Here is a 24600-nt window from a genome sequence, read left to right as displayed (position 1 = left end):
TAGGTGGCTGCGACTGTTTACTAAAAACACAGCACTCTGCAAACACGAAAGTGGACGTATAGGGTGTGACGCCTGCCCGGTGCCGGAAGATTAAGTGATGGGGTGCAAGCTCTTGATCGAAGTCCCGGTAAACGGCGGCCGTAACTATAACGGTCCTAAGGTAGCGAAATTCCTTGTCGGGTAAGTTCCGACCTGCACGAATGGCGTAACGATGGCCACACTGTCTCCTCCCGAGACTCAGCGAAGTTGAAATGTTTGTGATGATGCAATCTCCCCGCGGAAAGACGGAAAGACCCCATGAACCTTTACTGTAGCTTTGTATTGGACTTTGAACGGATCTGTGTAGGATAGGTGGGAGGCTTTGAAGCGGTGCCGCCAGGTGCCGTGGAGCCGACGTTGAAATACCACCCTGGTGCGTTTGAGGTTCTAACCTGGGCCCCTGAATCGGGGTTGGGGACAGTGCATGGTAGGCAGTTTGACTGGGGCGGTCTCCTCCCAAAGCGTAACGGAGGAGCACGAAGGTACGCTAGGCACGGTCGGACATCGTGCTGGTAGTGCATAGGCATAAGCGTGCTTGACTGCGAGACTGACAAGTCGAGCAGGTGCGAAAGCAGGTCTAAGTGATCCGGTGGTTCTGTATGGAAGGGCCATCGCTCAACGGATAAAAGGTACTCTGGGGATAACAGGCTGATACCGCCCAAGAGTTCATATCGACGGCGGTGTTTGGCACCTCGATGTCGGCTCATCTCATCCTGGGGCTGTAGCCGGTCCCAAGGGTATGGCTGTTCGCCATTTAAAGAGGTACGTGAGCTGGGTTTAAAACGTCGTGAGACAGTTTGGTCCCTATCTTCCGTGGGCGCTGCAGATTTGAGGGAGCCTGCTCCTAGTACGAGAGGACCGGAGTGGACGCACCTCTGGTGTACCGGTTGTCACGCCAGTGGCATCGCCGGGTAGCTATGTGCGGAAGAGATAACCGCTGAAAGCATCTAAGCGGGAAACTCGTCCCAAGATGAGATCTGCCTGGGGCCTTGAGCCCCCTGAAGGGTCGTCGTAGACCACGACGTTGATAGGCTGGGTGTGGAAGACGTGCAAGCGTTTGAGCTAACCAGTACTAATTGCCCGTGAGGCTTGACCCTATAGCTTTGCATGTGATGTGTAAAGTTGCCCAAGAAGACGGCCGTCGAGACGAGAGTCTCGATGCGCGTCGAGACAGAAGACGTGAGCACGCGCTCTTCGCTTGTTCGCCCTGTCTTCAGCTCCGACAACCCCGAGCCTGGTGTGCGCAGCCGCGCAGCGCCGGCGGTGCTGGGGCGCAAATCCAACGCAATGATTCCCGACGCAATGGTTGAAACGATTGCAACGATTCGAACTCTGTGAAGGCGGCTCAAGCCCTTCCCGCGCCAAGCGTGCACGGAAGACGGCTGCGCCGCCCCTACCGGTTATGCCTGACGACCATAGCAAGGTGGTCCCACTCCTTCCCATCCCGAACAGGACAGTGAAACGCCTTCGCGCCGATGATAGTGCGCAGCTCGCGTGTGAAAGTAGGTCATCGTCAGGCTGTTATTGCCCGCAACCCCGAAAGCTCGTTGAGAGCTTTCGGGGTTTTTGCGTTTTGGCGGACGTGCGCATGCGGCTCTTGTGCGCGGCACAATTCAGGATATGACGGTGAACATCTACACGCGTGGACAGGCGTTGGCGGATCTGTTGGCCCGGCGCATCGTGTTGATCGATGGTGCGATGGGCACGATGATTCAACGGTTTCGGCTCGACGAGGCGCAGTACCGCGGGGCAGGGCTATCGGGTCGGCCCGCGGATCCGCGGTTTGCCGATCACCCCGGGGATCTCAAAGGCAACAACGATTTGCTGAGTCTGACCCGCCCCGATGTGATTCGGCAGATCCACGAAGGGTATCTGGCGGCCGGGGCCGACATCATCGAGACGAATACCTTCGGCGCGACGTCGATCGCGCAAGCCGATTACGGGCTGCAGGCGTGGGCGCGGGAGATGAATCTGGCCTCCGCGCGACTGGCGCGCGAGGCGTGCGATCGCTATGCGACAGCGGACCGCCCCCGCTTCGTGGCCGGGGCCTTGGGGCCGACGCCCCGCACGGCGAGCATCAGTCCCGACGTCAACGACCCCGGCGCCCGCAACGTGACCTTCGACGAACTGGAGCACGCCTACCACGAGCAGGCGCTGGCGCTGATCGAGGGCGGGGCGGACGTGCTGCTGGTGGAAACCATTTTCGACACCCTCAACGCGAAGGCGGCGCTGTTTGCCATCGAGCGCGCGTTTGACGACAGCCACGAGCGGTTGCCGGTACTGATCAGCGGCACGGTGACGGATGCCTCCGGCCGTTTGCTCAGTGGCCAGACGGTTTCGGCGTTTTGGGCGAGCGTGCGCCACGCGCGGCCGCTGGCCGTGGGGTTGAATTGCGCGCTCGGCGCGGCATTGATGAAGCCGTATATCCAGGAACTTGCGCGGGTGGCGGAAGGCACCTACATCAGCTGCTATCCGAACGCTGGGCTGCCCAACCCGATGAGCGAGACGGGCTTCGACGAGACGCCGCAGGACACGTCGCGGTTGTTGCATGGGTTTGCAGCGGAGGGGCTGGTCAACATCGTGGGGGGCTGTTGCGGCACGACACCGGATCACATCGCGGCGATTGGTGCGACGGTGGCCGGTTGCGCGCCGCGTGCGGTGCGGTGGTATCGCGACGAATGATCGCCGCCGCGGTCGCCCGAATGGGCGGCGCGCGTATACTTGGCCGGACGGCCGTCGTCGTGCGCGGGGGAGGGAGTTGCTCGCGTCAACGCGGGCCTTCCTGACCCATGAGCTTGCCCACCTTGCGCCTGGATCATGCCCGAGCCCTGCTTCGGCAGGCCGGGGTTGCGCTGCCGGAGCCCGGCGCTGGCGCGGGGGCGGCGGAACTCCAGGCGATCATCGATGCCTTGTGCGAGCTGAGCGAGCGCGATCCGCTGACGGGGCTGCCCAACCGGCGGGCATTCATGGCCCGGCTGGCGCAAGAGCTGGACCGCTCCAGTCGATCCGGCGAGGTGGCGTTGCTGTTGATGTTGGACATCGATCACTTCAAGGCGGTGAACGATCGCTTCGGGCATCTTGCCGGCGATGCGGTGATCCGCGCCGTGGCCGATACGTTGAAATCGCACATCCGCCCCATGGATACCGTGGGGCGTCTGGGGGGCGAGGAGTTTGGGGTGGTCTTTCCGAATTGCGGCCCCGGGTCCGGCGCGCAGTTGGCCGAGCGATTGCGCGCTGCGGTGGAAGCCGCTCACGTCCCTTTGCCGGATGGGGTGACGGCGTTGCGCGTGACGGTCAGCGGCGGTGGGGCGTACGCGCCGGCGTGGGTGCGCTCGTCCATCGAGCATTGGATGGAGCGGGCCGATCGTCAGCTCTACGAGGCCAAGCGCCAGGGCCGCAACCGCGTCCTGATCGAACCGGTGGCGCACAGCGAGGTCAGCGCCGAGGAAAAGGAGCTGTTGTTTGCGTGGCCCGAGGCGGACGGGCTTATCATCGACCCCGCCGACGCCATCTGAGCGGCGGATGACCAACCGTGACATGAACACACCCCTGACCACTGCCCCACCCCCTGCACCCGCCGCGGACAGCGGGGGCGTGCTGCTGCGGCCGAGCAAGGGTCGGGTGATCGCGATCACCAGCGGCAAGGGCGGGGTGGGCAAGACCTTCCTCTCGGCCAATCTGGCCGCGGCGTTGACCCGGCGCGGGCTGCGCGTGTTGGTGCTCGATGCCGATTTGGGGCTGGCGAACCTGGACGTGGTGCTCAACCTGTACCCCAAGTTGACGCTGCACGATGTGTTCACCGGCAAGTGCGAGCTGGATGACGCGATCATCAAGGCCCCGGGTGGGTTTTCGGTCCTGCTGGCAGGCTCGGGGATGGTGGAGTACTCGCGCCTGACGCCGGAAGTGCGGGAGGACTTCCTGCGTTTGATGGGGCAGGTCGTGCCCCGATTCGACGTGGTGCTGCTCGACACCGGGGCGGGGATATCGGATGTCGTCTTGTTTGCCTTGTCGCTGGCGAGCGAGATTTTGCTGGTCGCCACACCCGAGCCGACCTCGCTGACCGACGCCTATGCGACCATCAAAGTGTTGGCCACCCAGCAGCAGCGCCAGTTGGTGCGGCTGATCGTCAACCAGGCCGTGCGCCCGGGCGACGGTCGGGCCATCACGGCGCAATTGCAAGCCGTGTTGAACCGGTTCGTTGGCGGAGGGGCGGCCACCGGGGATGCCAAGCCAAAGGCGATTCGGCTCGTCCACATGGGGGACATCCCCGTGGACAAAGCCGTCAAGGAGGCGGTGATGCGCCGCCAGCTGCTGCTGCTGCACACACCGGGTTGCCCGGCCAGCTTGGCGGTGGGGCAGATCGCTGGTCGGCTGGTGGATACGGTGCTGCGCGCGCAAGAGCACGCTTGACGTCCGTGGGTTGACCCCCGGCGCACAACCCGTGGCGGCGTCCCCGGATGGCCGATGGCGAAGGCCGGTCAGTCCGGGGTGGAAGCGGCGGCGGAGGCGGGTGGTGCAATGGCCGTGACTTCGATTTCGACCCGTGCGCGCGGCTCGACCAGGGCGCTGACCTCGACAGCGCTCATGGCGGGGTAGTGGCGACCGATCACCTGGCGGTACACCGCGCCGAGTTCGGGCAGGCGGCGCACATATTCCTCGCGGTCGGTCAGATACCAGGTCATGCGCACGATGTGCTCGGGGCCGGCACCGGCGCAAGCCAGCACCGCACAGACGTTGCGCAGGGCCTGCCGGCATTGGTCGATGAAGTCGTCGCTGTCGAAGATTTGCCGGGCATTCCAGCCGATCTGGCCGCCGACGAACAGCCAGCGCGCGCCCGGTTCGGCGCTGACGGCGATGCCATTGGCGTATCCCTTGGGAGGGGTCCAGTCGGGGGGCTGCAAGAGGGTCAGGGTGGGCATGGGGCGCTCGGGGGGCTAGGGGGTGGTCGATGCCTGCTGGCGCAGCACGTAGCGCTGCAGCTTGCCCGTCTCGGTGCGCGGCAGCCGGTCGACGAAAGCGATCTCGCGCGGGTATTTGTACGGGGCCAGCGTCTGCTTCACATGCTCCTGCAAGGCGCGCACCAGCTCCAGGGACGGGGTGTGGCCGGGTTTGAGGACGCAGAAGGCCTTGACGATCATGCCCCGCTCCTCGTCGGGCTGCCCAACGACGCCGCATTCGGCCACGGCCGGGTGCAGCAGCAGGGCGTCTTCCACCTCCGGGCCGGCGATGTTGTAGCCGGACGAAATGATCATGTCGTCCGCGCGGGCCTGGTAGATGAAGTAGCCGTCCGCATCCTGCACGAAGGCGTCACCAGGGTAGTTCCAGCCCCCGCGCACATAGGCGGTCTGCCGTTCGTCGTCCAGGTAGCGGCACCCGGTGGGGCCGACCACGGCGAGCTTGCCGACGCTGCCGCGCGGGACTTCATGCCCATCGTCATCGACCACGCGGGCGCGGTAGCCGGGCACGACGCGGCCGACGGCGCCGCGACGCACCTCGTCCCCCGCGGCGGAGATGAAGATGTGGAACATCTCGGTCGAGCCGATGCCGTCGATCATCTCCAGCCCGGTGACGTTCTTCCAGAGCTGCCGGGTGGTATCGGGCAGGCCTTCGCCGGCGCTGACGCTCAGGCGCAGCCCGGGGATGCCCCCCTGGGCCTGGGCGAACGGGGCCATCTGTCGGTAGAACGAGGGCGAGGTATAGCAGATCGTCACGCCTTGCCGGGCCAGGGTCTGCACCATGCCTTCGGGCGACAGCGGACCCGCCGGGTAGTACACCGAGGCCCCGGCCCACATCGGGAAGATCAGCAACCCGCCCAGGCCAAAGGTGAAGGCCAGCGGCGGGGTGCCCGCCACGATGTCGTCGGGGCGTTGTTGCAGCACATGGCGCGGCCAGCACTCGCAGGCCGCCAGTACGTCCAGGTGGGTGTGCACGGCCGCCTTGGGTTTGCCGGTGGTGCCCGAGGTGAAGGCCAGCAGTGCGATGTCGGTGGCCGCCGTGGGGCAGGCGGGAAAGTCGCTGGACTCGCGCGCGGCCCAGGTTTCCAGCGCGGCCTCCCGGGCCGGATCCCCATCGGGCACGGCGAAGGGAATGATGGGCAGGCCGCCGGCCGCGCGGGCCGCCGTGTCCAACTCGTCCTGCAAGGCGTGTTCGCACAGCGCCAGGCTGGGGCGCGCTTTGGCCAGGATGTCGCCCAGCTCCTTGGCGCGCAGCAGGGGCATGGTGGCAACGGCGATCAGGCCGGCCTTGACCACGGCCAGCCACGCCAGCGCCAGGGCCACCCCGTTGCGCCCACGCAGCAGCACCCGGTTGCCGGGCACCAGGCCGTGCCGGTGGATCAGCACATGGGCCAGCCGGTTGACCTCGTCGAGGGCCTGTGCGTAAGTCAGGGTGCGACGGTCGTCGCGGAACAACACCCGCGCGCCCCAGCCCCGCTGATGCACGGCGTCGTCCAGCAGCCGTGCCACCAGGTTGACCTGGGGCGGGAACTGCAGTTCCGGCAGATCGTAGATGAGCTGCGGCCAGCGCTCGGGCGGCGGCAGCCGGTCGTGCACATAGCGGTCGATCTGGGCGCTTTTGCCGGGGGCGAGGGTCATGGCGAACCTCCTGGGGGTCAACCGGCGGCGGCGAGGACCGCCTTGCCGAGAATGAGCAACTGCACCTCGGTCGCGCCTTCGTAGATGCGCAGCGCACGGATGTCGCGGTAGAGGTGCTCCACGGTCTGGCCGCTGCGCACGCCCAGCCCGCCGTGCATCTGCACCGCCATGTCGATGACGCGCTGGGCATTTTCGGTGGCGACCATCTTCGCCATGGCCGCGGCGGCGCTGGCCTCGCGGGGCAGGGGGGCATCCGGTGGCGCCTGATCGCGCAACCAAGCGGCGCGGTAGGACAGCAGCGCACCGGCATCGATCAGGGCCTGCATTTCCCCCAGGCGGGCCTGGGTGAGTTGGAAGTCGGCCAGCGTCTGGCCGAACATGCGCCGGCGCTTGGCATGGGCCACCGCCTCGGCGAGGGCGCGCCGCGCCATGCCCAGGGCCGCCGCGGCCACCGAGGGACGGAAAATGTCTAGCGTGCGCATGGCCAGTTTGAAGCCGCCGTTGACCTCCCCCAGCAGGGCATCCGCTGGCAGCGCGCAGCCGTCGAAGCGCAGGGTGGCCAGCGGGTGGGGGGCCAGGAGGGGGATGTGTTCTCGCGTGTCCAGGCCCGCCCGGGGTGCGGGCACGATGAAGGCGCTGATGCCGCGGGCGCCGGTGTCCGGATCGGTTTTGGCGAAGGTGACGTAGAAGTCCGCCAGGTCGCCGTTGCTGATCCAGGTCTTGGTGCCGTCGAGTCGCCAGCCGCCGGCCACCGGGGTGGCGCGGGTTTGCAGGGCCGCGACGTCGGAGCCGGCCTCGGGCTCGCTCAGGGCAAAGGCGGCGATTTGCTCGCCGCGCGCGACCGCTGGCAGGTGGGCCGCGCGCTGCGCAGCCGTCCCCGCCAGGGTGATGGCGCCGGAACCCAGCCCCTGCATGGCGAAGGCAAAGTCGGCCAGCGGGGAGCGGTAGGCCAAGGTTTCGCGCGCGATCACCAGGGCGCGCGAGTCCAGCCGCGGCAGTGCGCCGCCGTCGGCGGCCGGCACGCAATAGCGCAACCAGCCGCCCGCGCCCAGGCGCCGCACCCAGTCGCGGCAGGCGGCGCGGTCGTCCCGTTCGTCCACCACCTGTTCCACGGCCCAGGCCGCCAGGGCGGGCCCCAGGGTGCGGTGCGCCTCGTCGAAGAAGGGCAGCGCCAGGTGGCCCAGGGACGGTGCCGCCGGCAGGTCGGCGTGCGGATGGGGGGTGTCGAAGGCCACCATGTCAGTCGCCCTCGAAGACAGGGCGCTGCTTGGCGACGAAGGCCTCGTAGGCGCGGCGGAAGTCCTGCGTCTGCATGCAGATGGCCTGCGCCTGGGCCTCGGCCTCGATGGCCTGCTCGACGGTCATGGCCCACTCCTGGTTCAGCATGGTCTTGGTCATGCCGTGGGCAAACGACGGTCCGCTGGCCAGCGACGCGGCCAGTGTGTGCGCCGCCTCGGCCAGCGCCTCGGGCGCGTGCAGGGCGTTGAAAAAACCCCAGGCCAGCCCCTCGGCGGCGGTCATGGTGCGGCCGGTGAAGAGCAGCTCGGCGGCGCGGCCCTGTCCAATCACCCGGGGCAGCAGCGCGCAGGCCCCCATGTCCGCGCCAGCCAGGCCGACCCGGGTGAACAGGAAGGCGGTGCGCGCGCGCTCGGTGCCGAGCCGCAGGTCGCTGGCCAGAGCGAGCATGGCGCCCGCGCCCGCGCACACGCCGTCGATGGCCGCGACGATGGGCTGCGGGCAGGCGCGCATCGCCTTGACGACGTCCCCCGTCATGCGGGTGAAGGCCAGCAGCTCCGGCATGGTCATGCGGGTCAGCGGTCCGATGATTTCGTGCACGTCACCGCCCGAGCAGAAGTCGTCGCCGGCGCCGCGCAGCACGACGGCGCGTACGTCCGTCGCGAAGGGCAGGGCGCGGAACCAGTCGCGCAGCTCGCCGTAGGAGTCGAAGGTGAGGGGGTTTTTGCGCTCCGGGCGGTTGAGCGTCACGGTCGCGATGCCGCCGTCCACCGTGCAGGCGAAGTGACGCGGGTGGGTGTCGGCGGCCGCCCGGAATTGCGGCCGCATGGGGTTGTGGTCGGGGATGGGGGGCTTCATGGTGGGGTCTGTCCGTGCTTGACCTTGGCCAGCAGCCGGTAGAGCTGCTCGGCGTCGCGGGGGCTGAGGCGGGCGAAGGCCTCGACGATCCATTGCTCGTGCGCGTGGGCCATGCGCGCGAACGCCGCGCGCCCGGCGGGGGTCAGCCGCACCCGGTAGGCGCGGCGGTCGTCGGGGACGCTCAGGCGCTCGACCAGCCCCTCGCGCACGAGCTGGTCGGTCACGCCGGTGACGTTGCCGCCCGTGACCATCAGCCGGCGCGAGAGCTCCTTCATCTGCAGCCCTTCGGGGTGCCGTTCCAGCTGGGCCATGAGGTCGAAGCGCGGCAAAGTGGTCTGGAATTCGGTGCGCAGCCGCCGCCGCACGCGCTGCTCGACGAGCTGGGTGCAGGTCAGCATCCGCAGCCACAGGCGCAGCGCCTGCGGGTGCTCGCTGTGCAGCCGGGCTTCCAGGTCGGCGGGGGCGGGGTGCCGCTCCATGGGGGTCAGGCGCTGCGCTGGCGCGCCAGCTCGCGATAGAGTTGGTCGCGGCCGCTCAGGTACGGCAGCGGCCAGTCGATCCAGGGGCTACCCAGCCGGGCCGCCTCGTGCAGCGTCCAGGCCGGATCGGCCAGGTGCGGGCGGGCAATGGCCACCAGATCGGCACGGCCGGCGGCGACGATGCTGTTGGCGTGGTCGGCCTCGGTAATGGCGCCCACGGCCATGGTGGCGATGCCCACCTCGTTGCGGATGCGGTCGGCGAACGGCGTCTGGTACATGCGGCCGTAGACGGGGCGGGCGTCCCGCGTGGTTTGGCCGGAGGACACGTCGATGAGGTCGCACCCGGCGGCCTGGAACAGGCGCGCCATGGCGACCGCATCGTCCGGGGTGTTGCCGCCCGGGGCCCAGTCGTGGGCGGACAGGCGCACGCTCATCGGGCGATCGGCGGGCCAGACCGCGCGCATGGCGGCAAACACTTCGAGGGGATAGCGGCAGCGGTTTTCCAGCGAGCCGCCGTAGGCATCGTCGCGCCGGTTGGTCAGCGGGCACAGAAAGCTGGACAGCAAATAGCCGTGGGCGCAGTGCAGCTCCAGCCAGTCGAAGCCGGCTGCGGCCGCGCGCCGCGTGGCCTCGACGAAAGCGTCGCGGATGCGGTCCATGTCCGCGCGGGTCATGGCGCGCGGCACCTGGTTTTGCGGCCCGTAGGGGATGGCGCTGGCAGCCAGCAGCGGCCAGTTGGGGGGGGCGTCGGGGCGGCCGTCGGCGCTGGGCAGGGGCTCGTCGATGGCCTCCCAGCCGCGCTGGGTGGAGCCCTTGGGGCCGCTGTGCCCGAGCTGCAGGCCGATGGCGCAGTGCCCGTGGCGGTGCGCGAAGTCCACCACGCGGGCGAAAGCGGCGGTCTGCGTGTCGTTCCACAGGCCTGGGCAGCCGGGGGTGATGCGCCCGTCGGGCGTCGGGCTGGTCATCTCCACCATGACCAGTCCGGCGCCGCCCAGCGCCCGTGCCCCCAAGTGGACCAGGTGGTAGTCGCCGACCACCCCGTCCTCGGCGCTGTACTGCGCCATGGGCGAGACGACGATGCGGTTTTTGAGCGTGAGGCCACGCACCCGGTACGGCAGCAGCATGGGGGGCGGGGGTGGGCGGTCGGCCGGCACCGCCAGCCCCGCGCGCGCGGCCAGCCAGCGTTCGTAGCCCTCCAGCCAGGTGCGGTCGCGCAGGCGCAGGTTCTCGTGGCTGATGCGTTGGCTGCGCGTGAGCAGCGAATAGGCAAACTGCTCGATCTCCATCGCGGTGTAGCGCTCGACGTGCTCGAACCACTCGGTGGAGTTGCGCGCCGCGTTCTGGATTTTGAGCACCTCGACGCGGCGGTGGTCCTCGTAGCGTTGCAGCACGGTCTGCAGCGATCCGCCGGCCGCGAAGGACTCGGTCAGGTCGATGGCATCCTCCAGCGCCAGCTTGGTCCCGCTGCCAATCGAAAAATGCGCGGTGTGCGCGGCATCGCCCATGAGCACGATGGGCACGCGGCGGCCATCGGGCAGGTCCTGCCAGTGCACCCAGCGCCCGCAGATGACGCGCGGAAAGCGGATCCAGATCGCCGAGCCGCGCAGGTGCGCGGCGTTGCTCATCAGCGCATGGCCGTCCAGGTGGCGGGCGAACAGCCGCTCGCAAAAGGCAATGCCCTCCTCCTGGCTCATCGCGTCCAGGCCATGCGCTTTCCAGACGGGCTCGGGCGTCTCCACGATGAAGGTCGAGGTCTGCGCATCGAACTGGTAGGCGTGCGCCTGAAACCAGCCGTGCTCGGTCTGCTCGAACGCAAAGGTGAAGGCGTCGAAGGTCTTGCGCGTGCCCAGCCACACGAAGCGGCAATGCCGGGTGTGGATATCGGGCTGGTGGGTGTCGGCGTAGCGCTGGCGGATGCGGCTGTTGATGCCGTCACTGGCGATCACGAGGTCGGCGCCCATCTGCACCGCGAGCGCCTGGTCGTCGGTGACGTCGGTCTCGAACACCAGCTCCACCCCCAGCGCCTGGCAGCGCGCCTGCAGAATGTTGAGCAGGTGCTTGCGCCCGATGCCGCAAAAGCCGTGGCCGCTGGAGCGCACCGAGCGGCCCTTGAAAAATACCTCGATGTCGTCCCAGTGGTTGAAGGCGGTGCCGATTTCCGCCGCCGTGGGGGCGTCCGCGGTGCGCAGGTGGTCCAGCGTGGCGTCGGAAAACACCACCCCCCAGCCAAAGGTGTCGTAGGGGCGGTTGCGCTCGACGACGACGACGCGCGCATCGGGGCGCTGTCGCTTCATCAGCAGCCCGAAGTACAGGCCGGCCGGGCCGCCGCCGATGCACAGAATGTTCATGCCGCACCCCCAAATAATTGAGGTTTGAAGGATTTGCCCCCATTGTGGGGTGGGCAGGGTTCGGCGCGCAGCGGGGAAACCCTAGGCCGCGATCCCGAGGCCCGGGGCAAGACGGGGTCGATGGCGGACGGGGCCGGCGTTGGCGTGCCGCACCGAACGGATCACAATGAGGGGGCGCAGCCTGCGCGCCCACAACCCCGTCAGGAGAGTGCGATGCTGTACCGATTCAAGTCCAAAGCCACCGGCGATGTGGTGATGCTCCAGCCCAACGGTCGTCGCGTGCTGGAGATCCTGGGCAAGGACCCGGAGGGGCCGGGCATCATTCTGCCGGAGCAGATCCCTGCGGCCATCGAAGCCCTGCGCGCGGCGGTCGCGGCCGAAGAGGCGGAGGCCGAGCGCAAGCGGCAGGAGGCCGAGGCGCAAGGTGAAGAGCCCCCCGTCCCCCCCGAGGAGCGCGTGCCGCTGCGCGCCCGGGTCGCGCCCTTCATCGAGATGCTGCAGCACTGCCAGCGCGAGGGCTGCGAAGTGGTCTGGGGCGTTTGAGCCCCGCGCGGTCAGTCGGCGTACTGGCCGGCGGCGTCGACCACCGCCTTGATCTTGGCCATCTCGCTGGCGACGAAGGCCTTGTGGCCTTCGGGCGTGACGCGCTTGTCGTTCGGCGCGGCGACGATGGCGCCCAGCGCCTTTTGCTTCTGGACGAAGTCGGGGTCGCGCAGCGAGGCCCGCAGCGCCTCGTTGAGGCGGTTGAGCACCGGGGCCGGCGTGCCCTTGGGCGCGTACATGCCGTGCCAGATGGTCAGGTTGAAGTCTTTCAGCCCCATCTCCTGCAGCGACGGGTAGTGCCGCAGGATGGGGTGGTCGGACAGCGGTTTGGCCGTCGTCACCGCAAAGGCTTTGATGCGCCCACCCTCGATCTGCTGCGTGGTGTTGGTGGTCTGGTCGCACATCACGTCGATGGTGCCGCCGATCAGGTCGTTCATGGCTGGGGCCGTGCCGCGGTACGCGATGGTGGTCATCGACTTGTCGAGCTTGACGGCGTACTGCCACATCAGCCCGCACAGGTGCGAGGCCGACCCCAGCCCGGCATGACCCAGGTTGAGCTTGCCCTGGTTGGCGCGGATGTAGTTTTCGAAATCGCGGTAGGTGTTGGACGGCAGTTGCGGCTTGCCCACCAGCGTCATGGGCACATCGTTGATGATGCCCAGGTATTCGAAGTCCTCCAGCGGCTTGTACGGCATCTTGCGGTACAGCGCGGGGGCGGCGGCCATGCCGATGTGCCAGACCAGCAGCGTGTGCCCGTCGGGCGCGGCGCGCGCCACCTTGTTGGCCCCGATCGTGCCGCCCGCGCCGGCGGCATTCTCGACGACGATCGTCGCATTGTTGAGGTGCTTGCGCATCGTCTCGGCCAACTGGCGGGCGACGGTATCGGTCGGCCCGCCGGCGGCGAAGGGCACCACGAAGGTGATGGGCTTGGACGGGAACTCTTGGGCGGCCGCCGCAAAGGCAACGGTCGACAGCGTCAGGGCGAGTAGCGCTTTCATCGGTGGGGGCTCCGGTCGGTGGAATGAACGCGCCGGATACTAGCCCGGGTGGCGCGGGTTGCGCCATTCGGGAAACCACACCCCCCGGGGTCAGATTTCGATTTTGGCGCCCAGCTCGACCACGCGGTTGGCCGGCAGGTTCAGAAAATCCGCCACCGACGCCGCGTTGCGGTGCATGCTGGCAAACAGCTTTTCGCGCCAGGTCATCATGCCCGCGCCTCGGCGGGGCAGCACGATCTCGCGCGAGAGGAAGTACGACGTCTCCATGTCGTCCAGCTGCACCCCGTGGCTGCGCAGCAGTTGCAGGGCTTCGGGCACGTCCGGGTCGTTCTTGAAGCCAAAGTGCAGCACCACGCGCCAGCAGTCGTGGCCCAGCGGCTCCACCTCCACCCGCTTGTCGAAGCCGATCCAGGGCACCTCGTGGTGGCGCACGGAGACAAAGAGGTTCGTCTCGTGCAACACCTTGTTGTGCTTGAGGTTGTGCAGCAGCGCGTTGGGCGTCACGCCGGTCTCGGCGTTGAGGAAGACCGCCGTGCCCGGCACGCGTGCCGGCGGGCTGAGAAAGACCGAATCCAAAAACGGCTTGAGATCGATGGCTTCTTCGCGCAGCCGCTCCGCGAGCAACTGGCGCCCGCGCTGCCACGTGGTCATCAGCGTGAACATGACGATGCCGATGGCCAGCGGGAACCAGCCGCCGTTGATCACCTTGACCGCGTTGGCGGAGAAAAACAACACGTCCACGACCAGAAAGGCCCCGGTGGCCGCCACGCACAGCAGCCACGGATAGCGCCACGCATAGCGGATGACGAAGAAGGTCATCACCGTGGTGATCAGCATGTCGATCGTGACCGCGATGCCGTAGGCCGACGCCAGCGCGCTGCTGGAGCCGAACAGCAGCACCGCGGCCACGATGCCGCCGTACAGCGCCCAGTTGACGAAGGGGACGTAGATCTGGCCGGTGTCGCGCACGGAGGTGTGCAGGATGCGCTGGCGCGGCAGATAGCCCAACTGCACGACCTGTTTGGTGACCGAATAGGCCGCCGAAATCAGCGCCTGCGAGGCGATGACCGTGGCGCAGGTGGCCAAGCCGATCAGCGGGACCAGGGCCCAGGTGGGGGCCATCTCGTAGAACGGGTTGCTGACGTTTTCCGGGTGCTGCAGCAGCATGGCGCCCTGCCCGAAATAGTTGAGCAGCAGCGATGGCATCACCAGTCCGAACCAGGCCAGGCGGATGGGCCGTTTGCCGAAATGGCCCAGATCGGCGTAGAGCGCCTCGGCGCCGGTGACGCACAGCACGATCGCCCCCAGCGAGACGAAGGCCAGCCCCGGGTTGTCGACGATGAACCGCAGCGCGTGGTGTGGCAGGACGGCTTCCAGCACCGCCGGATTGCGCCACACATGCACGCCGCCCAGCAGCGCCAGCACCAGAAACCACACCGCCGTGATGGGGCCGAACAGCTTGCCGACGCTGGCGGTGCCGCGTTTTTGCACCGCGAACAGCGCGGTCAGCACCACCAGGGTGACCGGCACGACGAAGGGCTCCAGCCCCGGGGCGGCGACTTCCAGCCCCTCCACGGCCGAGAGCACCGAAATGGCGGGCGTGATGATGCCGTCGCCAAAAAAGATGGCGGTGCCGAAGATGCCGATGGCGAGCAGCCGCCGGCGCAGGCGGGGTCGGTCCTCGACCGCCATCGAGGCCAGCGCGAGCATGGCCACCAGCCCCCCCTCGCCGTTGTTGTCGGCCCGCAGAATCAGCGTCACATACTTGAGCGAGACGATGATCGTCAGCGTCCAAAACACCAGCGACAGGATGCCGAAGATGTTTTCGGGCGTGACCGCGAGGTTGCCGTGGGTGAAGACTTCCTTGAGCGCGTACAGCGGACTGGTGCCGATGTCGCCGTACACGACGCCGAGCGCGCCGAGCGTCAGCGCTGCCAGCTTGGAGCCGTCGGTCGCGGAAGAGGAGGGATGCGCCAAGGGTCGCCGGGGTGGTTGCGAGGCCGCCATTGTGCGCCTGTCCCGCCATGGACGCGGCGGGATGTTGCGTCGCAGCAACGGCGACCGCCCAGCGGTCGGTCCAAGGTGGGTCAGTCGTAGGTGCGGGCGTCCTCGATGACCTTGCCGTCGTTGGGCAGCGCACCGACGGTCAGCAGCTCGACGTCGCCGCGCAGCTTGGTCACGTCGCGCAGCGACTCCTGCAGCGCACGTTGCAGCGCCTCCGACGGGGTGTCGGTTTCCACGCGCAGGGCCATGCGGTCCTCGGCCATGCGGCCGCTGACCACCAGCCGCGCGCGCCGCACCTCGGGGTGGCGGCGCAGCACCTCGGCCACCTGCGAGGGGTGGACGAACATGCCCTTGATCTTGGTGGTCTGGTCCGCGCGCCCGAGCCAGCCGCGGATGCGGGTGTTGGTGCGCCCCGTCGGGCACGGGCCGGGCAGCACTGCCGACAGGTCGCCGGTGCCAAAGCGGATCAGCGGATAGTCGGGGTTGAGCGCCGTGACCACCACCTCGCCGACCTCGCCGTCGGGCACGGGGTCGTCGGTTCCGGGGCGCACGATTTCCAGAATCACCCCTTCGTCCAGCACCAGCCCCTCGCGGGCCGGGGTTTCGTAGGCGATCAGGCCGACATCGGCCGTCGCGTAGGCCTGATACGCCGCGATGCCGCGCTCGGCCAGCCAGTCGCGCAGGCTGGGCGGGAAGGCCTCGCCGGACACCAGGGCCTTGCGGATGGGCAGGCGCACGCCCGCGGCTTCGGCTTTTTCCACGAGGATGCGCAGAAAGCTCGGCGTGCCGCAGTAGCCCACCGGCCTCAGATCCATGATCGCGGCGAGCTGCTGCTCGGTGTTGCCCACCCCGCCGGGGAAGACCGTGCAGCCGATCGCCTGTGCCCCGGCTTCCATGATCCACGCGCCGGGCGTCAGGTGGTAGCTGAAGGCGTTGTGGATCAGGTCGCCGGCCTCGAAGCCGGCTGCGGTGAGCGCCCGTGCGCTGCGCCAGTAGTCGGTGCCCTGGCCTTCGGGCTCGTAAATGGGGCCGGGGGATTGGAAGACGCGCCGTGCCCCACGTGCCTGCAGCAGCCCGCGCCAGCCGATCGTGGACAGCCCTGCGAAGGGGTCGCCGCCGGCTGCGCGGCTGGCGTGCTGGCGCTCCATCAGGTCGTGTTTGCGCAGCACGGGCAGGCGCGCCAGTTCGGCGCGCGAGGCGACGCGCGCCGGATCGACGTCGGCCAGGCGTTCGGCCCAGGCGGCGCCGTGCGCGCGCGCATGGGCGATCAGGTCGGGCAGGGCGGCGAAGAGGGCGGCCTCGCGTTCGGCGGGGGCACGGGTTTCAAGGGAATCGTGATAGGCGGGCATGGCGGGCAAACGGCGCAGCGATGGGCGAACTCGACGGGGGCAGGGGGTCAGGCCAGCCAGCGCTTGCGGCGCTTGTAGCTCTTGACGTCGCGGAAGCTCTTGCGCTCGCCGCCGCCCATGCCGAGGTAGAACTCCTTGACGTCCTCGTTGTTGCGCAGGTCCTCGGCGGCGCCGTCCATGACGATGCGGCCCGACTCCATGATGTAGCCGTAGTTGGCGTAGCGCAGCGCCATGTTGGTGTTCTGCTCGGCGATCAGGAAGCTGACCTTCTCCTTCTGGTTCAGGTCCTTGACGATCTCGAACACCTCCTCCACGATCTGCGGCGCCAGGCCCATCGACGGCTCGTCCAGCAGCACGACGCTGGGGTTGGCCATCAGGGCGCGGCCGATCGCGCACATCTGCTGCTCGCCGCCGGAGGTGTAGGCGGCCTGGCTGGTGCGGCGCGTCTTCAGGCGCGGGAAGTAGGTGTAGACCTTCTCCAGGTTGGCGGCGATCTCGCCCTTGTCCTTGCGCGTGTAGGCGCCGGTCAGCAGGTTTTCCTCGATCGTCAGGTGGGCGAAGCAGTGCCGCCCCTCCATCACCTGTACCACGCCGCGCTTGACGAGGTCGGCGGGCGTGAGGTTCTCGATGCGCTCGCCGCGCAGCTCGATCGAGCCCTTGGTGACTTCGCCGCGCTCGCCCTTGAGCAGGTTGGAGATGGCGCGCAAGGTGGTGGTCTTGCCGGCGCCGTTGCCGCCCAGGATGGCGGCGATCTGGCCCTCGGCGAGCTGCAGCGAGACGCCCTTGAGCACGAGGATGACGTGGTTGTAGATGACCTCGATGCCGTTGACGGTGAGGACGGGAGTGGGTGTCGTCATGGGGTGACCTCGGTAACGTGGCTGGGTGCGCAGGCACCACACGTCAGCGCCGCGGACCGACGCTGGCGGGTGGTGGCGGGGGCTGCGGAACGCCTGCCCCCACCGCGGGGTGGTCGGCATGGACCGACCGACCCCTGCCCGGACCATCAGGACTGGCAGTCCTGCGGCGTGCGGCGCTGGATCTTCTTCTCGGCGGCGTACTTGTCGGCCGCGGCGCGCACCATCGGCTTGAGGATCTGCTCGTCGGCCTGGTACCAGTCGCTCGTGAACTCCCACTTGCTGCCGTTCCAGGTGTGGATGCGGGCCCAGGCCGCGCCCATGTGGTCCTGGCAGCTCGTCGAAATCGGCCGCATCACGCCCTTGAAGCCCAGTGCATCGAGCTTGGCCTGCGTCAGGTTCAGGTTTTCCAGGCCCCAGCGCACCTGCTCGCCGGTCATGACCTTGCCCTTGCCGAAGCGCTCCTGCGCGGCGCGCACGCCTTCGACGGCGAGCATCGCGCTCATCGCCCCGCGCACATACAGAACCGAGCCGACCTCATCCTTGGGGCCCGTGCCCTGGCCCTTGCCGTGCACCTTCTCGAGGATTTCCTTGATGAAGGGGGCGTTGGGTTCGGCGCCGTGCTGCATGGTGATGGCGTTGTAGCCCTTGGCGCCTTGGCCGATGTCCTTGACATCCGGCTCGGCCCCGGCCCACCAGACCCCGTAGATCTTGTCGCGCGGGTAGCCGACGGCCTGCGCTTCCTTGAGCAGGGTGGAGTTCATCACCCCCCAGCCCCAGTTGATCACGTAGTCGGGGCGCTGTTGACGGATCTGCAGCCAGGTGGACTTCTGTTCCACGCCCGGACTGGCCACTGGCAGCATCGTCAGCTGGTAGCCGTGCATCGAGGCGCGCTCCTGCAGGATGGGAATCGCCTCTTTGCCAAACGGGCTGTCGTGATAGACCAGGGCGATTTTCTTGCCCTTGAGTTTATCGAAGCCGCCTTCTTTCTTGGCGATGTGCTGGATGATCACGTCACCGGCCACCCAGTAGGTGCCCGCGAGCGGGAAGTTCCACTTGAAGACGCCGCCATCTTGCGACTCGCTGCGGCCATAGCCGACAGTGATGAGCGGAATCTTGTCCACGGGGGCTTTTTCGGTCAGCGCGAAGGTGATGCCGGTGGACAGCGGCTGGAACATCGCGGCGCCGCCGTTCTTGCCCTTGAGGCGCTCGTAGCACTCGACCCCGCGGTCGGTTGCGTAGCCGGTCTCGCACTCTTCGAACGAGATCTTGACCCCGTTGATGCCGCCGCGGGCATTGGTGAGCTTGAGGTAGTCCACGAAGCCGTTGGCCCAGGGCACGCCGTTGGGCGCAAAGGCGCCGGTGCGGTACACCAGGACGGGGAAGAACTGCTCCTTGGCCTGCGCATGCGCGGCGGTGCCCACCAGCGCGCTGGACAGGGCGGCAGTCGCTGCGGCGGCAGCGAGGATCACGGGACGTAGCTTCATGGTCTGTCTCCTAGGTTGGTTGAAGCACGGGTGGGGAACGATGATCAGTGCGGGAACGGCCAGATGCGCAGCTTTTGCTTGCCGACGCTCCACAACTTGGCCAGACCGTGGGGTTCGACGATCAGAAACCACACGATCAGCGCCCCGAAGATCATGTATTCGGCATGGGACACCGCCGCGGTCGAGACGTCAATCCCGAACAACCCGCCCAGCCAGGGCAGGAACTGGTTCAGGAAGATGGGCAGCACGACGATGAAGGCCGCCCCGAAGAAGCTGCCCATGATCGAGCCCAGGCCGCCGATGATGACCATGAACAGCAGCTGGAACGAGCGGTCGATCGAGAAGGCCGCCGGCTCCCACGAACCCAGGTGGATGAAGCCCCACAGCGCGCCGGCCACGCCGACGATGAAGGAGCTGACCGCGAACGCCGACAGCTTGGCGTACACCGGGCGGATGCCGATGACCGCAGCGGCCACGTCCATGTCGCGGATCGCCATCCACTCGCGCCCGATGGTGGAGCGCACGAGGTTTTTGGCCAGCACGCCGAAGACCACGACGAAGCCCAGGCAGAACAGGTACTTCTCCACCGGCGTGTCGATGCGCCAGCCGAGCACACTGAGGTTGGACACCGACACCGAGCCCGACGGGTTGTTGTTGGTGAACCAGCCGATGCGCAGGAAGGCCCAGTCGCAGAAGAACTGTGCCGCCAGCGTCGCCACGGCCAGGTACAGCCCCTTGACGCGCAGGCTGGGGATGCCGAAGAACATGCCCACGACCGTGGCGCACAGACCGCCGATGAGCAGCGCGGCGATGAGCGGCATGCCCTCGAAGCGCACGAAGGCGTTGTAGGCCATGTAGGCGCCCACCGCCATGAACGCGCCCGAGCCGAGCGAGATCTGGCCGCAGTAGCCGACCAGGATGTTGACCCCGATGGCCGCCAGCGACAGGATCAGAAACGGAATCAGGATGGCGCGAAACAGGTACTCGTCCGCCAGCAGTGGCACACCGATGAAGGCGAAGGCGACGAGGGCGAGGATGGCCCAGCGGTCTCGTGCGATCGGGAAAATCTGCTGATCCGCGTGGTAGCTGGTTTTGAACTGGCCGTTTTCTCTGTAGAACATGATCCCTTACCTCACACGCGGTCGATGATCTTTTCGCCAAACAGGCCCTGGGGACGGAACAGCAGGAACACCAGCGCCAGGACGTAGGCGAACCAGATTTCGATGCCGCCGCCGACCAGGGGCCCCAGATAGACCTCGGAGAGCTTTTCGCCCACGCCGATGATGAGGCCGCCGACGATGGCGCCCGGCACCGAGGTCAGGCCGCCGAGGATGATGACCGGCAGCGCACGCAGGGCGATGGTGGTGAGGGAGAACTGCACCCCGAGCTTGGAGCCCCAGATCATCCCGGCGACGAGCGCCACGACCCCGGCCACGCACCACACGATCACCCAGATGCGGTTGAGCGGGATGCCGATGGACTGCGCGGCCTGGTGGTCGTCGGCCACCGCGCGCAGGGCGCGGCCGGTGGCGGTCTTCTGGAAGAACAGCGACAGCGCCGCCACCAGCAGGGCCGCGATACCGGCGGCGATCAGGTCCTCCTGGTTGAGCAGGATGCCGCCTTCGAACATGCCCTCCAGGATGAAGATCGGGTCCTTGGGCATGCCGATGTTGATCTGGTAGATGTCACTGCCGAAGATGGTCTGCCCGGCGCCGTCGAGGAAGTAGGTGATGCCCAGCGTCGCCATCAGCAGCGTCGCGCCTTCCTGGTTCACCAAGTGCCGCAGCACCAGCGCCTCGACCAGCCACGCCACGGCAAACATCAGCAGCGCCGCCACGGCAAACGCCAGCAGGTTGGCCAGCAGCAGGCTCTCGAAGCCCAGCCAGCGCGGCAGCCACTCCGAAAAGCGCGCCATCGCCAGCGCGGCAAACAGCACCATCGCGCCCTGCGCGAAGTTGAACACGCCAGAGGCCTTGAAGATCAGCACGAAGCCGAGCGCCACCAGCGAATACAGCATGCCGGCCATCAGGCCGCCGAAGAGGGTTTCCAGAAAAAATCCCATGTCCGTGGCTCCTCAGTGGCTCGTGCCCAGGTAGGCGCGGATGACGTCTTCGTTGTTGCGCACCTCGTCGGGCGTGCCGTCGCCGATCTTCTTGCCGTAGTCCAGCACGACGACGCGGTCGGAGATGTCCATCACCACGCCCATGTCGTGCTCGATCAGCACGATGGTGGTGCCGAACTCGTCGTTGACGTCGAGGATGAAGCGGCACATGTCCTGCTTCTCCTCGACGTTCATGCCGGCCATCGGCTCGTCCAGCAGCAGCACCTGCGGCTCCATCGCGAGCGCCCGGCCCAGGTCCACGCGCTTTTGCAGGCCGTAGGGCAACTGGCCCACGGGCGTTTTGCGGTAGGCCTGGATTTCCAGGAAGTCGATGATGCGCTCCACCACCTCGCGGTGCGCGACTTCCTCGCGCTCGGCCGGGCCGATGCGCAGCGCCTGCAGGAAGAGGTTGCTCTTCATGCGCAGGTTGCGCCCGGTCATGATGTTGTCCAGCACGCTCATGCCCTTGAAGAGAGCCAGGTTCTGGAAGGTGCGCGCGATGCCCATCTCGGCCACCTGGCGGCTGTTCATGTGCTTGAACGTCTGGCCGCGGAAGGTGATCGAGCCTTCCTGCGGCGTATAGACGCCGTTGATGCAGTTGAGCATGGAGCTCTTGCCCGCGCCGTTGGGGCCGATGATGGCGCGGATCTCGTGCTCCCGGACGTTGAACGAGATGTCGGTCAGCGCCTTGACGCCGCCGAATCGCAGGCTGATGTTCTGGACGTCGAGGATGACGTCACCGATTTGCTTGTGGGCCATGGGGCATCCTGAAAGGTCGAAGTGCCGTCGGGCGCGTGCTTTAGGCCGCGGCCTTCAGGGGGGCGAAGGTCTTGGCGTCCACGATCCGCAGGGTCGCGCTGATCTGGCCGGTACGGCCGTCCTCGAACTTGACCTGGGTCTCGATGTACTGCTCGGTCTTGCCGCCGTAGAGTGCGTCGACCAGCACCGCGTACTTCTCGGCGATGAAGCCGCGGCGGACCTTGTTGGTGCGCGTGAGTTCCCCGTCGTCAGCGTCGAGCTCCTTGTGCAGGATCAGGAAGCGGTGGATCTGGCAGCCGGCCAGCATGGCGTCTCGGCTCAGGTCGGCGTTGACCTTCTCGACGCATTCCTGAATCAGGGCGTAGACCTCGGGCTTGCCGGCCAAGTCGGTGTAGCCGGCGTAGGGCAGGCCACGCTTTTCGGCCCAGTTGCCCACCGCCTCGAAGTCGATGTTGATCATCGCGCACACCTTGTCGCGCCCGTCGCCGAACGCCACCGCCTCCTTGATGTACGAGAAAAACTTGAGCTTGTTTTCGACGTACTTCGGCGCGAACATGGCGCCGTCGTTGGGCCCGCCCTTGAGGCGCCCCACGTCTTTGACGCGGTCGATGATCTTCAGGTGCCCGGAGCTGTCCAGGAAGCCGGCGTCGCTGGTGTGGTACCAGCCGTCGGCGTCCAGCACCTCGGCGGTGGCCTTGGGGTTTTTGTAGTACTCCTTGAGCAGCCCGGGCGAGCGCACCAGGATCTCGCCCTGCTCGGACAGCTTGATTTCTACCCCCTCGCACGGCACGCCGACGGTGTCGGCCTTGACCTCGTGGTCGGGCTGCAGGCAGACGAACACGGCCGTCTCGGTCGAGCCGTAGAGCTGCTTGAGGTTGATGCCGATCGAGCGATAGAAGGTGAACAGGTCCGGGCCGATGGCCTCGCCGGCGGTGTAGGCCACCCGCACGCGCGAAAAGCCCAGCGTGTTGCGCAGCGGGCCGTAGATCAGGATGTCGCCCAACGCATACAGCAGCCGGTCGCCCAGACCGACGGGCTTGCCGTCCATCAGCTGCGGGCCGACGCGGCGGGCCACGTCCATGAAGGTGTGGAACAGCTTGCGCTTGAGGGCGCCGGCGTCCTCCATGCGGATCATGACGCTGGTCAGCAGGCCCTCGAAGACGCGCGGCGGCGCGAAGTAGTAGGTCGGCCCGATCTCCTTCAGGTCGATCATCACCGTGCTGGACGACTCGGGGCAGTTCACCACGTAGCCGCAGGCCAGCCACTGCGCGTAGCTGAAGATGTTCTGGCCGATCCAGGCCGGCGGCAGGTAGGCCAGCACCTCCTCGCGCTCGGTGAGCTTGTCGAACCTGGCGCCCACTTCGGCGCGGTTGAGCAGCGTGAAATGCGTGTGCACCACCCCCTTGGGGTTGCCGGTGGTGCCGGAGGTGAAGAACATCGCCGCCACGTCATCGGGCTGGGCTTTGTCGATCTCTTCCTGGAAGAAGTCGGGGTGCTGCTGGCAGAACACCGCGCCGGCCGCCTGCACCTCCTCGAGGCCGGCGAGTCCGGGCTCGTCGTAGTTGCGCAGCCCGCGCGGATCGTCGAACAGAATGTGCTCGAGTTGCGGGCACTGTGGCCGGATCTCCAGCATCTTGTCGACCTGCTCCTGGTCCTCCACGACCGCGAAGCGCACCTCGGCGTTGTTGATCGGGAAGACGCATTCGGCCGCCACCGCGTCCTGGTACAGCGGCACCGGGATGGCGCCGAGCGACTGCGTGGCGAGCATGGTGGCGTACAGGCTGGGGCGGTTGGCGCCGATGACCACCAGATGCTCGCCGCGGCGCAGGCCCAGCTGGTGCAGTCCGCAGGCGATGTGGCGGACGCGCTCCAGCATCTGGCGCCAGGTCGTCGTCTGCCAGATGCCGTATTCCTTTTCGCGCATGGCGGGCGCGTCCGGGCGCGCGCTCGCGTGCTGGATCAGCAGGCGGGGAAATGTCGTTTGCATACAGGCTCCTCTGCCGCGGCGGTCGTGTCAACACGAGGCGGTGCCGCTGTGTTGCCGCAAATGTACGGGTGCGTTTGACGCTGTTCTGTCTGTCCGTTGACAATCTAGGGGTTGCCCTGACTGGGACTTTCCCTAGGTGCTTTCGGGCGCGGGAGAGCGTGGGCGAAGAATGGCGACACCACAGCGGGAGTTCGAGGGACCACCGTGAGCCATGCCAACCGACTGCGACAGCGGGCGCGCGCCCTGACCGCTGCCGAACTGGAGAGCATCCCCTGGATCGCGCGGCTGGAAGGGCCGGCGCGCGAGCGGGCGGAAAGCGCCCTGATCGTCAGCGAGGCCGAGCCCGGGGACTACATCTGCCGCGTCGGCCGGCCGGTCACCTACTGGTTCGGGCTGATCGACGGGCTGCTCAAAATGAGCAACGACGACAGCCAAGGCCCGATCATGACCTTTACCGGCCTGGCGCCCGGGGGGTGGTTCGGCGAGGGGACGGCGCTCAAGCGCGAGATCTACCGCTACAACGTTCAGGCCCTGCGCCGCAGCCTGGTCGTCGGCCTGCCGGTCGAGACCTTCCACTGGCTGCTGGACCACTCCATCGGCTTCAACCGGTTCGTGATGAACCAGCTCAACGAGCGTCTGGGCCAGTTCATCGCCGCGCGCGAGATCGACCGCATCACCGACCCGGACGTGCGCGTCGCCCGCAGCCTGGCCAACCTGTTCCACCCGGGCTTGTTCCCCGGGGTGGGGCAGGTCCTGCGCATCACCCAGCAGGAGCTGGCCTACCTCGTGGGGCTGTCGCGCCAGCGCGTCAACCAGGCGCTGGCGCGCTGGCAGCAGGCGGGCGCGATTCGGGTGGAGTACGGGGGGCTGCGCGTGCTGGATCTGGACACGCTGCGCAGTGCCGGTCGCGCCGGGCCGTGAGGCGGCGGTGCCGGGTGCGCGCATTCGCTGTAAGATGCCTGTCC

21 protein-coding genes and 2 rRNA genes (1 of these 23 only partly in view) are annotated in these 24600 nt (G+C 67.5%); 8 read left to right on the top strand and 15 right to left on the bottom strand.

The annotated features are described in order from the left end of the window. The 6 genes from Tfont_RS06860 to Tfont_RS06835 form a co-directional block, all read left to right on the top strand. Positions 1 to 1136 (top strand): 23S ribosomal RNA (locus tag Tfont_RS06860) (it extends 1742 nt beyond the left edge of the window). Positions 1137 to 1197: 61 nt separating this feature from the next. Next, entirely contained in the window at positions 1198 to 1377 is a 180-nt protein-coding gene (locus tag Tfont_RS06855) for a hypothetical protein (RefSeq protein WP_185974488.1), read from the top strand. Positions 1378 to 1444: 67 nt separating this feature from the next. Continuing rightward, positions 1445 to 1558 (top strand): 5S ribosomal RNA (gene rrf, locus Tfont_RS06850). Positions 1559 to 1659: 101 nt separating this feature from the next. Then, entirely contained in the window at positions 1660 to 2721 is a 1062-nt protein-coding gene (locus Tfont_RS06845; protein WP_143968892.1) for a homocysteine S-methyltransferase family protein, read from the top strand. 107 nt (positions 2722 to 2828) lie between these two features. Further along, complete coding sequence (locus Tfont_RS06840) at positions 2829 to 3554, top strand: GGDEF domain-containing protein (protein WP_143968891.1); 726 nt, start codon at positions 2829 to 2831, stop codon at positions 3552 to 3554. A 22-nt stretch (positions 3555 to 3576) separates the two neighbouring features. Beyond that, on the top strand, positions 3577 to 4449 hold the full coding sequence (locus tag Tfont_RS06835; protein ID WP_390612371.1) for a MinD/ParA family protein: 873 nt from the start codon (positions 3577 to 3579) through the stop codon (positions 4447 to 4449). A gap of 68 nt (positions 4450 to 4517) precedes the next feature. On the opposite strand, the gene Tfont_RS06830 is transcribed toward Tfont_RS06835, so the two are convergent. The 6 genes from Tfont_RS06830 to Tfont_RS06805 are packed head-to-tail and all read right to left on the bottom strand — an operon-like array spanning position 4518 to position 11553. Then, the gene (locus Tfont_RS06830) at positions 4518 to 4949 is read right to left on the bottom strand and encodes a RidA family protein (RefSeq protein WP_185974489.1); all 432 of its coding nucleotides are present in this window, start codon (positions 4947 to 4949) and stop codon (positions 4518 to 4520) included. A 24-nt stretch (positions 4950 to 4973) separates the two neighbouring features. Then, a complete protein-coding gene (locus Tfont_RS06825) occupies positions 4974 to 6632 on the bottom strand; it encodes an AMP-binding protein (RefSeq protein WP_068606307.1) in 1659 nt (552 codons plus the stop codon). A 17-nt stretch (positions 6633 to 6649) separates the two neighbouring features. Beyond that, positions 6650 to 7870 carry an acyl-CoA dehydrogenase family protein gene (locus Tfont_RS06820; RefSeq protein WP_068606306.1) on the bottom strand — a complete coding sequence of 407 codons (1221 nt, stop codon included), beginning with the start codon at positions 7868 to 7870 and terminating at the stop codon, positions 6650 to 6652. 1 nt (position 7871) lies between these two features. Continuing rightward, on the bottom strand, positions 7872 to 8726 hold the full coding sequence (locus Tfont_RS06815; protein ID WP_143968889.1) for an enoyl-CoA hydratase family protein: 855 nt from the start codon (positions 8724 to 8726) through the stop codon (positions 7872 to 7874). Then, entirely contained in the window at positions 8723 to 9205 is a 483-nt protein-coding gene (locus tag Tfont_RS06810) for a MarR family winged helix-turn-helix transcriptional regulator (RefSeq protein ID WP_143968888.1), read from the bottom strand. The genes Tfont_RS06815 and Tfont_RS06810 overlap by 4 nt, the downstream gene beginning before the upstream one ends. A 5-nt stretch (positions 9206 to 9210) precedes the next feature. Beyond that, on the bottom strand, positions 9211 to 11553 hold the full coding sequence (locus Tfont_RS06805) for a bifunctional salicylyl-CoA 5-hydroxylase/oxidoreductase (protein ID WP_143968887.1): 2343 nt from the start codon (positions 11551 to 11553) through the stop codon (positions 9211 to 9213). A gap of 213 nt (positions 11554 to 11766) precedes the next feature. On the opposite strand from Tfont_RS06805, the gene Tfont_RS06800 reads away from it, so the two are divergent. Beyond that, a complete protein-coding gene (locus Tfont_RS06800; RefSeq protein ID WP_143968886.1) occupies positions 11767 to 12096 on the top strand; it encodes a DUF1840 domain-containing protein in 330 nt (109 codons plus the stop codon). Between the two features lie 11 nt (positions 12097 to 12107). Here Tfont_RS06800 and Tfont_RS06795 read toward each other — a convergent pair whose 3' ends face one another. The 9 genes from Tfont_RS06795 to Tfont_RS06755 all read right to left on the bottom strand — a co-directional run bounded on the left by Tfont_RS06795 (position 12108) and on the right by Tfont_RS06755 (position 23635). Beyond that, positions 12108 to 13094: a tripartite tricarboxylate transporter substrate-binding protein gene (locus Tfont_RS06795; RefSeq protein ID WP_143968885.1), complete on the bottom strand. Its 987-nt coding sequence runs from the start codon at positions 13092 to 13094 to the stop codon at positions 12108 to 12110. A 90-nt stretch (positions 13095 to 13184) separates the two neighbouring features. Next, the gene (locus Tfont_RS06790) at positions 13185 to 15101 is read right to left on the bottom strand and encodes a potassium transporter Kup (protein WP_143968884.1); all 1917 of its coding nucleotides are present in this window, start codon (positions 15099 to 15101) and stop codon (positions 13185 to 13187) included. Positions 15102 to 15181: 80 nt separating this feature from the next. Further along, the gene (locus Tfont_RS06785) at positions 15182 to 16447 is read right to left on the bottom strand and encodes a phenylacetate--CoA ligase family protein (RefSeq protein ID WP_143968883.1); all 1266 of its coding nucleotides are present in this window, start codon (positions 16445 to 16447) and stop codon (positions 15182 to 15184) included. Between the two features lie 47 nt (positions 16448 to 16494). Further along, entirely contained in the window at positions 16495 to 17304 is an 810-nt protein-coding gene (locus Tfont_RS06780) for an ABC transporter ATP-binding protein (RefSeq protein ID WP_068606293.1), read from the bottom strand. Between the two features lie 146 nt (positions 17305 to 17450). Next, complete coding sequence (locus Tfont_RS06775) at positions 17451 to 18788, bottom strand: ABC transporter substrate-binding protein (protein WP_143968882.1); 1338 nt, start codon at positions 18786 to 18788, stop codon at positions 17451 to 17453. Between the two features lie 44 nt (positions 18789 to 18832). Next, complete coding sequence (locus tag Tfont_RS06770; protein ID WP_143968881.1) at positions 18833 to 19909, bottom strand: branched-chain amino acid ABC transporter permease; 1077 nt, start codon at positions 19907 to 19909, stop codon at positions 18833 to 18835. Positions 19910 to 19920: 11 nt separating this feature from the next. Further along, positions 19921 to 20850: a branched-chain amino acid ABC transporter permease gene (locus Tfont_RS06765; protein WP_143968880.1), complete on the bottom strand. Its 930-nt coding sequence runs from the start codon at positions 20848 to 20850 to the stop codon at positions 19921 to 19923. A gap of 12 nt (positions 20851 to 20862) precedes the next feature. Next, positions 20863 to 21648 (bottom strand): ABC transporter ATP-binding protein, encoded by a 786-nt coding sequence (locus Tfont_RS06760; RefSeq protein ID WP_068606285.1) that lies wholly within the window; start codon positions 21646 to 21648, stop codon positions 20863 to 20865. A 40-nt stretch (positions 21649 to 21688) separates the two neighbouring features. After that, entirely contained in the window at positions 21689 to 23635 is a 1947-nt protein-coding gene (locus tag Tfont_RS06755) for an AMP-dependent synthetase/ligase (protein WP_143968879.1), read from the bottom strand. Between the two features lie 204 nt (positions 23636 to 23839). Between Tfont_RS06755 and Tfont_RS06750 the strand changes: the two genes are divergently transcribed. Further along, positions 23840 to 24556 carry a Crp/Fnr family transcriptional regulator gene (locus Tfont_RS06750; protein ID WP_143968878.1) on the top strand — a complete coding sequence of 239 codons (717 nt, stop codon included), beginning with the start codon at positions 23840 to 23842 and terminating at the stop codon, positions 24554 to 24556. Positions 24557 to 24600: the final 44 nt, after the last annotated feature.

The organism is Tepidimonas fonticaldi (assembly GCF_007556755.1).
Classification (GTDB): Bacteria; Pseudomonadota; Gammaproteobacteria; order Burkholderiales; family Burkholderiaceae_C; genus Tepidimonas; species Tepidimonas fonticaldi.
Note: the sequence above shows the minus strand (reverse complement) of the source record. Positions and strands in the feature narration are given on the sequence as shown.

Bases quoted from the DNA above. Each gene is read 5' to 3' on its own strand.
- Tfont_RS06855 (WP_185974488.1), top strand. From the start codon at position 1,198: ATGCGCGTCGAGACAGAAGACGTGAGCACGCGCTCTTCGCTTGTTCGC.
- Tfont_RS06845 (WP_143968892.1), top strand. From the start codon at position 1,660: ATGACGGTGAACATCTACACGCGTGGACAGGCGTTGGCGGATCTGTTG.
- Tfont_RS06840 (WP_143968891.1), top strand. From the start codon at position 2,829: ATGAGCTTGCCCACCTTGCGCCTGGATCATGCCCGAGCCCTGCTTCGG.
- Tfont_RS06835 (WP_390612371.1), top strand. From the start codon at position 3,577: ATGAACACACCCCTGACCACTGCCCCACCCCCTGCACCCGCCGCGGAC.
- Tfont_RS06825 (WP_068606307.1), bottom strand. From the start codon at position 6,632: ATGACCCTCGCCCCCGGCAAAAGCGCCCAGATCGACCGCTATGTGCAC.
- Tfont_RS06820 (WP_068606306.1), bottom strand. From the start codon at position 7,870: ATGGTGGCCTTCGACACCCCCCATCCGCACGCCGACCTGCCGGCGGCA.
- Tfont_RS06815 (WP_143968889.1), bottom strand. From the start codon at position 8,726: ATGAAGCCCCCCATCCCCGACCACAACCCCATGCGGCCGCAATTCCGG.
- Tfont_RS06810 (WP_143968888.1), bottom strand. From the start codon at position 9,205: ATGGAGCGGCACCCCGCCCCCGCCGACCTGGAAGCCCGGCTGCACAGC.
- Tfont_RS06805 (WP_143968887.1), bottom strand. From the start codon at position 11,553: ATGAACATTCTGTGCATCGGCGGCGGCCCGGCCGGCCTGTACTTCGGG.
- Tfont_RS06800 (WP_143968886.1), top strand. From the start codon at position 11,767: ATGCTGTACCGATTCAAGTCCAAAGCCACCGGCGATGTGGTGATGCTC.
- Tfont_RS06795 (WP_143968885.1), bottom strand. From the start codon at position 13,094: ATGAAAGCGCTACTCGCCCTGACGCTGTCGACCGTTGCCTTTGCGGCG.
- Tfont_RS06790 (WP_143968884.1), bottom strand. From the start codon at position 15,101: ATGGCGGCCTCGCAACCACCCCGGCGACCCTTGGCGCATCCCTCCTCT.
- Tfont_RS06785 (WP_143968883.1), bottom strand. From the start codon at position 16,447: ATGCCCGCCTATCACGATTCCCTTGAAACCCGTGCCCCCGCCGAACGC.
- Tfont_RS06780 (WP_068606293.1), bottom strand. From the start codon at position 17,304: ATGACGACACCCACTCCCGTCCTCACCGTCAACGGCATCGAGGTCATC.
- Tfont_RS06775 (WP_143968882.1), bottom strand. From the start codon at position 18,788: ATGAAGCTACGTCCCGTGATCCTCGCTGCCGCCGCAGCGACTGCCGCC.
- Tfont_RS06770 (WP_143968881.1), bottom strand. From the start codon at position 19,909: ATGTTCTACAGAGAAAACGGCCAGTTCAAAACCAGCTACCACGCGGAT.
- Tfont_RS06765 (WP_143968880.1), bottom strand. From the start codon at position 20,850: ATGGGATTTTTTCTGGAAACCCTCTTCGGCGGCCTGATGGCCGGCATG.
- Tfont_RS06760 (WP_068606285.1), bottom strand. From the start codon at position 21,648: ATGGCCCACAAGCAAATCGGTGACGTCATCCTCGACGTCCAGAACATC.
- Tfont_RS06755 (WP_143968879.1), bottom strand. From the start codon at position 23,635: ATGCAAACGACATTTCCCCGCCTGCTGATCCAGCACGCGAGCGCGCGC.